We start from the raw sequence: 13,628 nt of genomic DNA, 5'->3' as shown, positions 1-13,628 counted from the left end.
ATGAAATCTGAAAACACTGACACCGTACTGCCCTCCGCCCCCCTGCCGCCCTCTGTGCGCTGGCAGTTGTGGATCGTCGCCTTTGGCTTCTTCATGCAGGCACTCGATACCACCATCGTTAACACCGCGCTGCCGTCGATGGCCCACAGCCTGGGTGAAAACCCATTGCACATGCACTCGGTGGTGGTCGCGTATGTCCTGACCGTGGCCGTGATGCTGCCCGCCAGTGGCTGGCTGGCAGACAAAGTCGGCGTTAAGTGGGTTTTCTTTTCGGCCATCGTCCTTTTCACCTTAGGTTCGCTGCTGTGCGCGCAGTCCGACAGCCTGCGCGAACTGGTGATGTCCCGCGTGGTGCAGGGCGTTGGCGGCGCGATGATGGTGCCGGTGGGCAGGCTGACGGTGTTAAAAATCGTGCCACGCAGTGAATATATGGCAGCCATGACCATGGTGACGCTGCCGGGTCAGGTCGGCCCTCTGCTCGGCCCGGCGCTGGGCGGTTTTCTGGTGCAGTACGCCAGCTGGCACTGGATATTTTTGATTAACCTGCCGGTGGGCATCGCCGGTTGTATCGCCACACTCATGATCATGCCGAACTACAAAATGCAGACCCGCCGCTTTGATATCAGCGGGTTTGTGATGCTCGCCGTGTGCATGGCCACCCTGACGCTGGCGCTCGACGGCAGCCGTGGCCTCGGGCTGACCCCGCCGGAACTGCTGCTGCTGACCGTCGTCGGCTTTGGCGCGCTGGGCATTTACTGGCTGCACGCCCGCGGTAATTTATCCGCCCTGTTTTCCCTGCGCCTTTTCCATACGCCGACCTTTAAAATCGGCCTGACCGGCAGTTTTCTTGGCCGCATCGGCAGCGGGATGCTGCCGTTTATGACCCCCGTTTTTCTGCAACTCGGCATGGGCTTCACGCCGTTTCATGCCGGGCTGATGATGATCCCGATGGTGCTCGGCAGTATGGGCATGAAACGGGTGGTCGTCCGGCTGGTGAATCAGCTCGGCTACCGTCATGCGCTGGTCATCGCCACCCTGCTGCTGGCGCTGATTACGCTTATCTTCCCGCTCGTGGCGATTTACGGCGCAGTGTGGATGATTCCCGTGGTGCTGTTTTTCCAGGGAATGGTGAACTCACTGCGCTTCTCGTCGATGAACACGCTGACGCTGAAAGATCTGCCGCCGCGCCTTGCCAGCAGCGGTAACAGTTTGCTGTCTATGATCATGCAACTGTCAATGAGCCTCGGCGTCAGCGTCGCGGGGATACTCATCGGCCTGTTTGCTCATCAGCAAGTCAGCGTCGGCAGCAGCGCAATGCACACCGCATTTTTGTATTGCTACATGTCGATGGCGCTGGTGATTGCCCTGCCCGCCTGGGTCTTCTCACGCGTGCCGCTGGATGCGCAGAAAAATGCCCTTATTGACCGTCGTCGCGCTGCGGCCGGTTCTCCCGATCCAATGAGAAAATCATGAAACCAGGTATCACCGCAAAACTGTTCATGGCCATCTTCTGCACCTGTGCGCTGGTGCTTATAACCATGAACTGGGGCGTGCGAATGAGCTTCGAGCGCGGCTTTATCGATTACATTCGTCAGAGCAACGAACAGCGCGTCGAGTTGCTGGCAGACACTTTACAGGAGCAGTACCGGCAGCACGGCAACTGGGAGTTTCTGGAAAAAAATGACCGGCTGATTTATCAGCTCATGCGTTCATTTGAACAAAACAGCAGCCCGAAAATGCCACCGCAGGGATGGCGCACTAAATTCTGGATCCTCGACAGCAACGATCGTCGCATCGGCGGTTACGATCAGCCGGTTCCGCATGATCTGCAGGGGCCGCGCCGCGTAATGACGGTCAACGGCGTGGTGATAGGTTCGGTGATTTCCACCCCGGCTGAACGCCTGACCCGTGATGCCGATATTAACTTCGAGCGCCAGCAAAGCCGCACCAGCTGGATGATTGTCGCCTTTACCGCCTTGCTGGCTGCTGCCGTGACCTGGCTTTTATCCCGTGGAATGCTCGCGCCGGTAAAACGGCTGGTCAACGGCACCCATCAGCTTGCGGCGGGGAATTTCAGCACGCGGGTGGAAGTTGACAGCGAGGATGAGCTGGGCAAACTGGCGCAGGATTTCAACCAGCTGGCGATGACGCTGGAAAAAAATGAACAGATGCGGCGGGCATTTATGGCTGATATCTCCCACGAACTGCGCACCCCGCTGGCGGTGCTGCGCGGCGAGCTGGAAGCCATGCAGGACGGCGTGCGTAAAATGACCCTCGGCTCGCTGGAGTCGCTGCAATCCGAGGTGTCGATCCTGACCAAACTGGTGGATGATTTGCATCAGCTTTCCCTTTCTGATGCCGGCGCACTGGCTTATCGCAAAGTCGATACCGATGTCGTGCATCTGGTCCAGCTGGCAGAGGCCGGTTCGCGCGATCGTTTCCACAGCAAACAGTTAACCCTGACCAGCACGCTGCCGGAGCGCGCCGAGGTGTTCGGCGATCCGCAGCGTCTTTCTCAGCTTTTCAATAATCTGCTGGAAAACAGCCTGCGCTATACTGACCCCAATGGCGGGCTGGAAATCCTGGGTGAAATCCGTGAGAAATCGCTGTGTCTGACCTTTCAGGACAGCGCCCCCGGCATCAGCGATGAACAGCTGACGCGCATTTTTGAACGCTTTTACCGCACCGAAGGCTCGCGCAATCGCGCCAGCGGTGGCTCAGGTTTAGGCCTGGCGATCTGCCAGAATATCGTCGAAGCACACGGCGGGCAGATAAGCGCCAGCCACTCTCCCGCAGGCGGCGTGCGTGTCACGGTCGTCCTGCCGCTTTCTGTTCCACATGGACCGAGAAACTGATGAACGATTCTGTAATGTCCGGCCCTGCGCCGTTAAAAATTATGATCGTGGAAGATGAGCCGAAACTCGCTCAGTTGCTGATCGACTATCTCGAGGCCGCAGGTTACGCCACGCAGTGGCTGGCGGACGGCCACGATGTGATCGCCCAGGTCAAGGCCCACCCACCCGCGCTGATTTTGCTGGATCTGATGTTGCCGGGCAGCAGTGGTCTGTCTATCTGTCGCGATATTCGCCAGTTTTCTGACGTGCCCGTCATGATGGTCACGGCAAAAACTGAGGAAATTGACCGCCTGCTGGGGCTGGAAATTGGCGCAGATGATTATATCTGCAAGCCTTACAGCCCGCGTGAAGTGGTGGCGCGTGTAAAAGTGATCCTGCGACGCTGCGTGCGGCCTGAAGAAACGTTCACGAAAAGCCACGGGCTGCACATTGATGAGGCGCGTTTTCAGGCGTCATTCCAGGGGCATGAACTGGAACTGACACCGGCGGAGTTCCGGCTGCTGAAGACGCTTTCGGTGAAACCGGGCTACGTGTTTACCCGCGAAGTGCTGCTGAATAATCTCTACGATGATTATCGCGTGGTGACGGACCGCACCATCGACAGTCACATCAAAAATCTCCGCCGTAAGCTGGAATCTCTTGATGGGGAAAAAGCCTTTATCCGCGCGGTTTACGGCGTCGGTTATCGCTGGGAAGCGGAGCCCTGCCACCTCGCCTGATGCACTCCGGGCCGGCATTTCAGTTTTGTAAAGTTACTGAAAGTCTGTCGGCCGGTTCACATTTCATGCCATAACTTCCTCTTATTGCCGCGAAACATTCTTCTTTAACTACACTTATCTCAGGAAAATCACCCCCTCTTGCTGGAGATAACTTTTATGGCAACTGGTCACTATGATCTGAAAAAAGCAAAGAATGGACAGTTTCACTTCAACCTGAAGGCCGGGAACGGAGAGATTATTCTCACCAGTGAAATGTATGCCAGTAAAGCATCGGCGGAAAACGGCATCACCTCGGTACAAAACAATGCCCCGCACGAAGAGCAGTACGAAGTGAAACCGTCAAAAGACGGTCAGTTTTACTTCGTACTGAAAGCCAAAAACCATCAGGTAATTGGCGTGAGCGAAATGTACACGACCGAAAGTGCAGCAAAAAAAGGCGTGCAGTCGGTGGTTAAAAACGGGAGCACCACGGATATCCGTGATCTGACCCAGCAAACTGCCTGATCGCCCTTTTCCTGAGGTTGTCACGTTCCTGCGGCAACCTCAGTCGCCAAAAATTGATCTGACCCCGTAAAACCCCAAATACCCACACTAACCGGCTGCTTTTGATCAACTCAGACGTTACAATTCTGGCCTTTCGTCGCCCCGCATACGGGACGGCCCTGACTTGTGATCAGACTGAGATTGACTATGTTGACCCCCGATTCTTTTGTTCCTGAACTGCTTTCCCCTGCCGGTTCCCTCAAAAACATGCGCTACGCTTTCGCCTATGGCGCAGATGCGGTCTATGCCGGCCAACCGCGCTACAGCCTGCGCGTGCGTAATAACGAATTTAACCATCAGAATCTGCAAACCGGCATCGACGAAGCCCATGCGCTGGGTAAAAAGTTCTACGTGGTGGTCAACATCGCCCCGCACAATGCCAAGCTGAAAACCTTCCTGCGTGACCTGCAACCGGTGATCGACATGGGGCCGGACGCATTGATCATGTCCGATCCGGGGCTGATCATGATGGTGCGCGAAGCCTTCCCGCAGATGGATATTCATCTCTCGGTGCAGGCCAACGCGGTGAACTGGGCGACGGTGAAGTTCTGGAAGCAAATGGGGCTGACGCGGGTCATTTTATCGCGTGAACTGTCACTGGAAGAGATCGCTGAAATCCGCACCCAGGTGCCGGACATGGAAATCGAAATTTTCGTTCACGGTGCGCTGTGTATGGCGTATTCTGGCCGCTGCCTGCTTTCCGGTTACATCAACAAACGCGACCCGAATCAGGGAACCTGCACCAACGCCTGCCGCTGGGAATATAAGGTTCAGGAAGGCAAAGAGAACGATATCGGCAGTATCGTGCATCAGCATGAACCGATCCCGGTACAACAGGTGGATGCCGTGGAACCGACGCTGGGCGTCGGCCAGCCAACGGACAAAGTCTTCATGCTGGAAGAAGCGATGCGTCCTGGCGAATACATGAGTGCGTTCGAAGATGAACATGGCACCTACATCATGAACTCAAAAGATCTGCGCGCCATTCAGCACGTTGAAACCCTGACCCGGATGGGCGTGCATTCTCTGAAAATCGAAGGCCGCACCAAATCTTTCTATTATTGTGCCCGCACCGCGCAGGTTTACCGCCGCGCCATTGATGACGCCGTCGCCGGAAAACCCTTCGACCCGACGCTGCTCTCTACGCTGGAAGGCCTGGCGCATCGCGGCTATACCGAAGGTTTTCTGCGCCGCCATACGCACGACGCACAGCAAAACTATGAATACGGTTTCTCGGTCAGCGACCGTCAGCAATTCGTCGGTGAATTCACCGGCAACCGCGTTGATGGCTGGGCGGAAATCGATGTGAAGAATAAATTCAGCGTCGGTGACAGCGTGGAAATGATGACGCCGCAGGGCAACATCCAGTTCAAACTGGAGGCCCTGCGCAACAAAAAAGGCCAGCCGACCGACGTGGCGCCAGGCAACGGGCACATTGTGTATGCTGCACTGCCGGAGGATGTCAGCCTGGAATTCGCTATCTTGTTGCGCAATCTGGAAGAAACCGATACGCGCAATCCGCACGCGAAATAAGGCTTTTGTTGAAAACAAGAAACTGATCACATCTATTTCTTGCCGGGCTGGATAATATGCATTCGCAATTTACTTCGAATGCAAAATAAAGCACCGGACTACACTAGGAACCACCTCCTTGGCCAGCTCAATCTCCCTTGAGCTGGCTTTTCTTTTGGTAATCAATCCCCTCTGAATGTTCGCCGTCCTGTCTCATTATTTTTTCTTTCCTTTCTATTAATAAATAAAATTGACGCCTAAATAATAGCTTTAATAAATATATATAATTTCAACCATTTCATTTATGAATGAGGTTTTCGATCATTTATCTGATAGCCAAGTATGCGCTTAATCATTTATGGTAGTTATAGAAAGAAACGAGGAGCATACATGACCACAGCACTGTTGATTTTGAATGGAAAAGGCGCAGGCAATGAAGAGCTGCGTGAGGCCGTCGGTGCTCTGCGCAAAGAAGGGATCGAACTGTTTGTCCGCGTGACCTGGGAATACGGCGATGCCCTTCGTTACGTCGCAGAAGCTGTCGCCCTTGGGTGTGACACGGTGATCGCGGGTGGCGGTGATGGCACCATCAACGAAGTCGCCGGCGCACTGGCGCAACTTGAAGGCCCGCGTCCGATCCTGGGCATTGTGCCACTCGGCACTGCCAATGATTTTGCGACCGCTTGTAATATTCCGCTGGCGCCTGAACAGGCATTATTGCTGGCGATCAAAGGCCGTGCAGAAGCCATCGATTTGGCTCAGGTGAATGATAAACATTTCTTCATCAATATGGCGACGGGCGGTTTTGGTACGCGCATCACCACTGAAACGCCGGAAAAACTCAAAGCGGCACTCGGCGGCGTCTCGTACTTCATTCACGGACTTTTACGTCTGGATACGCTGAAGGCTGACCGCTGCGAGATCAAAGGCCCGGATTTCAGCTGGGAAGGCGACGCCCTGGTCATCGGCATTGGTAATGGCCGTCAGGCCGGTGGCGGGCAGCAGATTTGCCCGGAAGCGCTGATCAACGATGGTCTGCTGCAACTGCGTCTGCTGACATCAGAAGAACTTCTGCCGTCTTTCCTTCGCAGCCTGCTCAACAACGAAGAAAACAAAAATATCGTCTCCGCCCATCTCCCGTGGCTGGAAATCACTGCCCCCCATGACATGACCTTCAATCTGGATGGCGAACCGCTGACCGGGAAACATTTTCGCATTGAAGTTCTGCCCGAAGTCATCGAGTGCCGGTTGCCACCCCATTGCGAGTTGCTGGGCTAACCTCTCCCCTCCTGTCATTTGTTTATTCTCTGTACTGTGATCTGCCTTACAGTACAGAGGAAATCCGTCCCTGATTTTGTGATCCCTCCTGTTAAATCCCGATAAATATACTTGTATGGTAGCCGTGCATTACCTAGGTTTACATTGCCTATGCCGCTGAAGGTCCACGGATGAAGTTCTGCGGGCGTTATTATTCGTGTCTTTTCATGACTTTTATTTATCTCAATTTTATTGGATACAGAGGCATCATGATTAATCATCATAAAGAAAGACCGATATCGCTTAAAAATATGCTGGCGTACGGCGGAGGTGATTTCTTCGGCGGCGGATGTTTTGCGGTATTGGGTTTGTGGATAATGTTTTTCTATACCACTTATGCCGGATTAAGCCCCGCAGAGGCGGGAGCCGTTATTGCAACGGCACGTCTGCTGGACGCTTTTTTTGATCCACTGATGGGATATGTCACTGATAATTTCTACCGTAACCCGCTGGGTAAAAAATACGGACGCCGGGGATTCTTCTTCTTATTCGGCGCACCGTTAATTATGGTGACTTACATTATTATGTGGGTCAGCGGCATGGGGTTCTGGTATTACCTGGTCACGTATATTTTATTCTATGCTGCCTATACGCTGGCCATTGTGCCGTATGAAACGCTGGCAGCAGAAATGACCTCCAGCTTTAAAATGCGCACCAAACTCACCGGCGTCAGAATGTTCTTTTCTACCGGCGCGGCAATATTAGCGGCATGGTTACCGGGGCGGATTATTGCGTATCTCGGAGATGACTCTTCTTCTTCTTTTCTGATTATGGGTGCCATTTTTGGCGTGCTGTTTGCCGTGGTGATCCTGCTGTTGTACTTCTACACCTGGGAGCGCCCTATCCCTGTGGATGTTTCTGCACCTAAGCTCTCTTTTCGACGGGACATGAAACATCTGTTTAAATCCCTGGTTTCCACCATGAAAGTGCGGACTTTCCGCCAGCATGTGGGCATGTATCTGGGGGGCTATGTCGCGCTCGACGTGCTCGGCGCAGTGCTCGCTTATTACATCATTTTTGTTCTCGGGCAGAATGCCGTGTCAGCCTCCAACGCCATGACATTAATGACGCTGGTCCAGTTTGTGTGCGTCGCGCTGTTTATTTTTCTCTGTATGAAATGGGGAAATGGTGCATCGTACAGAATTGCTCAACTGTTTATGTTAGCCAGTGTCGGCTTATTCATTGCCATTCATCTTCTGCAATTGCCTTATAATATGGCGCTGATTTATGTGTCTGTTATTCTCATGGGCGTCGGGCGTTCCGGCACCAGTTATGTTTGCTGGAATATCTACAGCTTTATTCCTGATGTGGATGAAATGCTCACGGGTAAACGTCGCGAAGGTATATTCGCCGGGGTAATGACCTTCGTGCGCAAGGCCGTTCAGGCAGTGGCGTTATTCAGCGTCGGGCTGTTATTACAGCATTATGGATTTACCCCAAAAAGCAGTACTCAACCTGCCGAAGCTGTTTATGGTATTACGCTGGTGTTCGGTGCCGGTTCAGTTATTTTCCTGCTGATCGGTTTATACAGTTCAATGAAATTCAAACTTACCCGCCATAATCATGCCTTGCTGGTTAATGAAATCGAACGCCTCAAAGCCGGTGGCAGTAAATATGACGTCACGCCTGAAACCCGTTTAATCGCCGAACAACTGACCGGCTGGCCTTACGAAAAATGCTGGGGTGATAATAATATTCTTAGTCAAACCGACATTATTTCTTCCCCGACTTCCCCTGAACTCTCAACCGGAGCCGACCATGCAAAGAATTGAATTCAGCCTGATGCAACAGACAATCCAGCGCGCCCTGCTTAATGCCGGGCTGGATGATGAAAGTGCGCGGGTTTGCGCCCGTATCCATACCGAATCCAGCTGCGATGGCATTGCCTCACACGGCCTGAACCGGGTGGCGCGCTTTGTGGATTATGTCAAAAAGGGCTGGATTGATATTCATGCCAAACCGGAACTTGAAAAATCTCTGGGCGCCATCGCTATTTACAACGGACATCAGGGGATCGGCATCACCAACGCCCTGTTCGCCGTTGAAAAAGCCGCAGAGATGGCGAAGGAATACGGCGTCGGCATTGTGGCACTGAAAAACAGCAGCCACTGGATGCGCGGCGGAAGTTATGGCTGGCACGCAGCCGAACATGGCATGGCCGCGATATGCTGGACGAATACTGAATCCTGCATGCCTGCCTGGGGCGGTAAAAACACCCGCGTCGGCAACAACCCGTTCGTGATGGCGGTGCCCCGCGCCAAAGGCCCGATCGTGCTGGATATGGCGATGTCACAGTATTCCTACGGCAAATTACAGGTTACCCGGCTGAAAAACGAAAAACTGCCTTTCCCCGGCGGCTACGATAAAGAGGGAAATCTTACCGACGATCCGGGCCCGATCGAAGCCTCCATGCGTATTTTACCCACCGGTTACTGGAAAGGTTCCGGTCTGGCGATTGTGCTGGATGCCATGGCGGCACTGTTGTCAGCCGGAGCCCCCACCAATGAGATCGACAAAATAGGCAAAGGCAGCTGCACCGGCGCCAGTCAGATCTTCATGGTGTTCGATCCGCAACAACTCGGTGGCGCTGAGTTCACCGAACGCATGGCCGACAGCGTGGCAGATTACGTGAATGGATCCGATCCCGCCGAAAACAGCCGTGATGTGCGGTATCCGGGGCAAACGGCGGCATCAAACCGCCGTGAGAACCGCAGCCAGGGGATCCCGGTGGATGATGCGGTATGGGAGGAAGTGATGCGGCTGGCGCAATAGAAGCACCCGAAGCCTCCCACAGTGGAGGCTTTTTTATTGGCATCCGTGGCCGGTTTCCCGCCTCTCCTCATATTCACTTTTCCGCAACAAAGTGTGATCCTCCCCGGCAAAAAACGATAAACATACTTGTATGGTAGTTGTCATGTGGCGTATTTATAGCCAAAGAAAATGCATCTTACTTTACTGCAGAAGGTCATAACCGATGAAAATCGTGAATGCTGAAGTCTTTGTTACTTGTCCGGGGCGCAACTTTGTTACGTTGAAGATCACTACCGACAGCGGGCTGACCGGGATCGGTGATGCCACGCTGAATGGCCGCGAACTGCCGGTGGCGTCCTACCTGAAAGATCATGTTTGCCCGCAACTGATCGGGCGTGATGCGCATCAGATCGAAGATATCTGGCAGTTCTTCTACAAAGGCGCGTACTGGCGTCGTGGCCCGGTCACTATGTCGGCGATTTCCGCCGTGGACACCGCGCTGTGGGACATCAAGGCCAAAGCCGCCAATATGCCGCTGTATCAACTGCTCGGTGGCGCATCGCGCACCGGCGTCATGGTTTACTGCCACACCACCGGCCATTCGGTGGATGAAGTGCTTGATGACTACGCTAAACACAAAGAGCTGGGCTTCAAGGCGATCCGCGCGCAATGCGGCGTACCGGGCATGAAAACCACTTACGGCATGGCGAAAGGCAAAGGGCTGGCCTACGAACCGGCCACCAAAGGCAACTGGCCAGAAGAACAGCTGTGGTCAACGGAGAAATACCTCGATTTCACACCAAAACTGTTTGAAGCCGTGCGTAACAAATTCGGCTTCGACGAACACCTGCTGCACGACATGCACCACCGCCTGACGCCAATCGAAGCAGCGCGCTTTGGTAAAAGCATTGAAGACTATCGTCTGTTCTGGATGGAAGATCCGACCCCGGCGGAAAATCAGGAATGCTTCCGTTTGATCCGCCAGCATACGGTGACGCCAATCGCGGTAGGGGAAGTGTTCAACAGCATCTGGGATTGCAAACAGCTGATCGAAGAGCAACTGATCGACTATATCCGCACCACCATTACCCACGCGGGCGGCATTACCGGCATGCGCCGCATTGCTGATTTCGCCTCGCTGTATCAGGTGCGTACCGGCTCGCACGGCCCTTCCGACCTCTCACCCGTTTGTATGGCGGCGGCGCTGCACTTCGACCTGTGGGTGCCAAACTTCGGAGTGCAGGAATATATGGGTTACTCCGAGCAAATGCTGGAAGTCTTCCCGCATAACTGGACGTTCGATAACGGCTACATGCACCCTGGCGAAAAACCGGGTCTGGGCATTGAGTTCGACGAAAAGCTGGCAGCGAAATATCCGTATGAACCGGCCTATCTGCCGGTAGCCCGTCTGGAAGACGGTACGTTGTGGAACTGGTAAGGGAGCGAATAATGAACAGTGTCGTTATACAAGAACCAGGAAAACTGGTGATCGAGCAACGTGCCTTGCCGGTACCTGCCGCCGGTGAGGTACGAGTTCGGGTCAGTTACGCAGGGATTTGCGGTTCGGATGTGCACATTTATCACGGGCATAATCCGTTCGCAAAATATCCACGGGTGATCGGCCATGAGTTCTTCGGGCACATCGACAGCGTCGGAGAAGGCGTAGACACCTCGCGTCTCGGCGAGCGCGTGGTCGTTGATCCGGTGGTCAGCTGCGGCCATTGTTATCCCTGCTCCATTGGCCGCCCGAACGTGTGCGCCGAGTTGCAGGTGATCGGCGTCCACAGGGACGGGGGTTTCAGTGATTATGCCTGCGCACCGGCGAAAAATGCCTACCTGGTGCCTGCGGCCATTCCGGACAAACTCGCCAGCATGGTCGAACCCTTTACTATCGCGGCCAATATCACCGCCTTTCTCAAACCGACACCGCAGGATACTGCGCTGGTGTACGGTGCCGGTCCGATGGGGCTGACGGTGATTCAGGTACTGAAAGGCGTCTACGGCGTGCAGAAAGTGATTGTCACCGATCGCATTGAAGAACGTCTTCAGATGGCACAGGAAAGCGGCGCGGACTGGACCATCAACAATGCAGAACGCAGCGTAGCCGACGTGCTCGCCGCAGAAGGTGTGCGCCCGACGCTTATCGTGGATGCCGCCTGCCATCCGGCGATTTTGCAGGAAGCCATTCTGCTGGCGTCTCCGGCAGCACGCATCGGCATGATGGGTTTCTCCGGCGAACCCAGTTCGGTGACGCAGCAAAGTATTACCAGCAAAGAGATTTCGTTGTTCTCTTCACGCCTGAACAGCCACCGGTTCCCGCAGGTGATTGAATGGATTGAGCAAGGGAAGATCGCGCCCGAAAAGCTGGTGACGCACTGGATGCCCGCCAGCGAAGTCGAAGCCGCGCTGACGCTGTTTGAGAAAGATCAGCGTTCGTGCTGCAAGGTTCTGCTGGCATTCTGATCACGAAGATATCTGACGATTTGGCTTTAACGGGAGGAGAATTCAATCCTCCCGTCTGTTGTACCTCATATTCTACTTATAAAAACGTAACACTATTAAAACAACACTACGTGGAGCATCTATGTTTAAGAATCTACGCTGGATAATCGTATTCCTGCTATTTATGGTTTACATGATCAATTATCTCGACCGCGTTGCGCTGTCGATCACGGTCCCGATGATAGAAAAAGAACTGGCCATCAATCCTGAACAGTTCGGCATGATATTTGGCAGCTTCTTCTTTGGTTACGCGATATTTAACTTCCTTGGCGGTCTGGCTGTCGATAAATTTGGTCCGACCATCGTCATGGGGTTAGCCGTCGGGTTATGGTCACTGTTTTGTGGCATGACCGCTATCGCCACCGGCTTTTATTCCATGCTTATTCTGCGGGTATTATTTGGCATGGCCGAAGGCCCGATATGTGCCTCGGCAAATAAGATGATCAACGGCTGGTTCCCAAAGAAAAAGGCGGCGACCGCCATGGGTCTGCTCAGCGCCGGTTCGCCGCTCGGCGGCGCTGTGGCCGGGCCTATTGTCGGGTATCTGGCAATCTCCTTTGGCTGGCGTCCGGCGTTTATGGTCATTGCCGCGATTGGTATTGTGTGGATGGTAATCTGGTTCTTTACGGTGGCTGATAATCCGCTGAAAAGTAAGCGCGTGTCCCAGGAAGAATTACGTTTAATTGATGCAATGAAGAATGAAAATATCAGCGAAGAAGAAGATCTGGCGCAGGCTGCGCATGGGCTGGGGTATTATTTAAAACAACCGATTATTCTGGTCACTGCCTTTGCATTCTTCTGCTACAACTATATTTTGTTCTTCTTCCTCAGCTGGTTCCCGGCTTATCTGGTGCAGGCGCATGGCCTGAATATTAAAGAGATGAGCCTGACAACGGTTATTCCGTGGATTGTCGGCTTCGTCGGACTGGCACTGGGCGGTTATATTTCAGATAAGATCTTCAATATTACCGGCCGCTTATTGCTGTCGCGTAAAATTATATTGGTGGTCAGCCTGTTAGCCGCTGCCATTTGTGTCGCCCTCGCCGGTATCGTCACCAGCGTGGTGCCGGCGGTGGTGCTAATGTCAGTGTCTATTTTCTTCCTGTATACCACCGGGGCAATTTACTGGGCGATTATTCAGGACGTAGTACATAAATCCCGCGTCGGCGGCACCAGCGGATTCATCCATCTGGTCGGCAGCATCTCCGGCATCATCGGGCCCGTAGTCACCGGATTTATTGTCCAGAATACCGGTCGTTTTGACAGCGCCTTTATTCTCGCAGGCGGCGTCGCCGCGCTGGGGGCAATTCTGGTGTTCTTCGTGATCAAACCGCCTAAACAGTCCGCCGAGACAACACTCTCTCACAGCTAAATCAGTGAAAGGTTATTCAAAACCCGGCCACCTGCGCCGGGTTTATTTTTTGGAGGC

11 protein-coding genes are annotated in these 13,628 nt (G+C 53.8%); all 11 read left to right on the top strand.

Annotation, left to right across the window (positions count from 1 at the left end):
• The 11 genes from mdtD (at nucleotide 1) to ED901_RS23745 (ending at nucleotide 13,571) form a co-directional block, all read left to right on the top strand.
• A complete protein-coding gene (gene mdtD, locus ED901_RS23795; RefSeq protein ID WP_122097439.1) occupies nucleotides 1-1,473 on the top strand; it encodes a multidrug transporter subunit MdtD in 1,473 nt (490 codons plus the stop codon).
• Entirely contained in the window at nucleotides 1,470-2,855 is a 1,386-nt protein-coding gene (baeS, locus tag ED901_RS23790) for a two-component system sensor histidine kinase BaeS (RefSeq protein WP_056781171.1), read from the top strand. Before mdtD ends, baeS begins: the two co-directional genes overlap by 4 nt.
• On the top strand, nucleotides 2,855-3,574 hold the full coding sequence (baeR, locus tag ED901_RS23785; RefSeq protein ID WP_056781176.1) for a two-component system response regulator BaeR: 720 nt from the start codon (nucleotides 2,855-2,857) through the stop codon (nucleotides 3,572-3,574). Before baeS ends, baeR begins: the two co-directional genes overlap by 1 nt.
• Nucleotides 3,575-3,730: 156 nt before the next feature.
• Complete coding sequence (locus ED901_RS23780) at nucleotides 3,731-4,078, top strand: YegP family protein (RefSeq protein ID WP_122097438.1); 348 nt, start codon at nucleotides 3,731-3,733, stop codon at nucleotides 4,076-4,078.
• A 186-nt stretch (nucleotides 4,079-4,264) separates the two neighbouring features.
• A complete protein-coding gene (yegQ, locus tag ED901_RS23775; protein WP_122097437.1) occupies nucleotides 4,265-5,650 on the top strand; it encodes a tRNA 5-hydroxyuridine modification protein YegQ in 1,386 nt (461 codons plus the stop codon).
• A 369-nt stretch (nucleotides 5,651-6,019) separates the two neighbouring features.
• Nucleotides 6,020-6,907: a lipid kinase YegS gene (gene yegS / locus ED901_RS23770; protein WP_122097436.1), complete on the top strand. Its 888-nt coding sequence runs from the start codon at nucleotides 6,020-6,022 to the stop codon at nucleotides 6,905-6,907.
• Nucleotides 6,908-7,155: 248 nt separating this feature from the next.
• Nucleotides 7,156-8,718 (top strand): MFS transporter, encoded by a 1,563-nt coding sequence (locus ED901_RS23765; RefSeq protein WP_056781651.1) that lies wholly within the window; start codon nucleotides 7,156-7,158, stop codon nucleotides 8,716-8,718.
• A complete protein-coding gene (gene yiaK / locus ED901_RS23760; protein WP_122097435.1) occupies nucleotides 8,705-9,718 on the top strand; it encodes a 3-dehydro-L-gulonate 2-dehydrogenase in 1,014 nt (337 codons plus the stop codon). Before ED901_RS23765 ends, yiaK begins: the two co-directional genes overlap by 14 nt.
• A gap of 202 nt (nucleotides 9,719-9,920) precedes the next feature.
• Nucleotides 9,921-11,135 (top strand): D-mannonate dehydratase ManD, encoded by a 1,215-nt coding sequence (manD, locus tag ED901_RS23755; RefSeq protein ID WP_056781191.1) that lies wholly within the window; start codon nucleotides 9,921-9,923, stop codon nucleotides 11,133-11,135.
• Between the two features lie 11 nt (nucleotides 11,136-11,146).
• Nucleotides 11,147-12,160 carry a Zn-dependent oxidoreductase gene (locus ED901_RS23750; protein ID WP_122097434.1) on the top strand — a complete coding sequence of 338 codons (1,014 nt, stop codon included), beginning with the start codon at nucleotides 11,147-11,149 and terminating at the stop codon, nucleotides 12,158-12,160.
• Between the two features lie 121 nt (nucleotides 12,161-12,281).
• The gene (locus ED901_RS23745; RefSeq protein ID WP_056781197.1) at nucleotides 12,282-13,571 is read left to right on the top strand and encodes an MFS transporter; all 1,290 of its coding nucleotides are present in this window, start codon (nucleotides 12,282-12,284) and stop codon (nucleotides 13,569-13,571) included.
• Nucleotides 13,572-13,628: the final 57 nt, after the last annotated feature.

Origin of the sequence: Rahnella sp. Larv3_ips (assembly GCF_003697865.1) — a bacterium.
Lineage (GTDB): Bacteria > Pseudomonadota > Gammaproteobacteria > Enterobacterales > Enterobacteriaceae > Rahnella > Rahnella rivi.
Note: the sequence above shows the minus strand (reverse complement) of the source record. Positions and strands in the feature narration are given on the sequence as shown.

What these genes read in the sequence shown, in the direction of transcription:
- ED901_RS23765 (WP_056781651.1), top strand. Translation starts at nt 7,156, where the DNA reads ATGATTAATCATCATAAAGAAAGACCGATATCGCTTAAAAATATGCTG.
- ED901_RS23745 (WP_056781197.1), top strand. Translation starts at nt 12,282, where the DNA reads ATGTTTAAGAATCTACGCTGGATAATCGTATTCCTGCTATTTATGGTT.
- yegS (WP_122097436.1), top strand. Translation starts at nt 6,020, where the DNA reads ATGACCACAGCACTGTTGATTTTGAATGGAAAAGGCGCAGGCAATGAA.
- mdtD (WP_122097439.1), top strand. Translation starts at nt 1, where the DNA reads ATGAAATCTGAAAACACTGACACCGTACTGCCCTCCGCCCCCCTGCCG.
- baeS (WP_056781171.1), top strand. Translation starts at nt 1,470, where the DNA reads ATGAAACCAGGTATCACCGCAAAACTGTTCATGGCCATCTTCTGCACC.
- yiaK (WP_122097435.1), top strand. Translation starts at nt 8,705, where the DNA reads ATGCAAAGAATTGAATTCAGCCTGATGCAACAGACAATCCAGCGCGCC.
- baeR (WP_056781176.1), top strand. Translation starts at nt 2,855, where the DNA reads ATGAACGATTCTGTAATGTCCGGCCCTGCGCCGTTAAAAATTATGATC.
- yegQ (WP_122097437.1), top strand. Translation starts at nt 4,265, where the DNA reads ATGTTGACCCCCGATTCTTTTGTTCCTGAACTGCTTTCCCCTGCCGGT.
- manD (WP_056781191.1), top strand. Translation starts at nt 9,921, where the DNA reads ATGAAAATCGTGAATGCTGAAGTCTTTGTTACTTGTCCGGGGCGCAAC.
- ED901_RS23780 (WP_122097438.1), top strand. Translation starts at nt 3,731, where the DNA reads ATGGCAACTGGTCACTATGATCTGAAAAAAGCAAAGAATGGACAGTTT.
- ED901_RS23750 (WP_122097434.1), top strand. Translation starts at nt 11,147, where the DNA reads ATGAACAGTGTCGTTATACAAGAACCAGGAAAACTGGTGATCGAGCAA.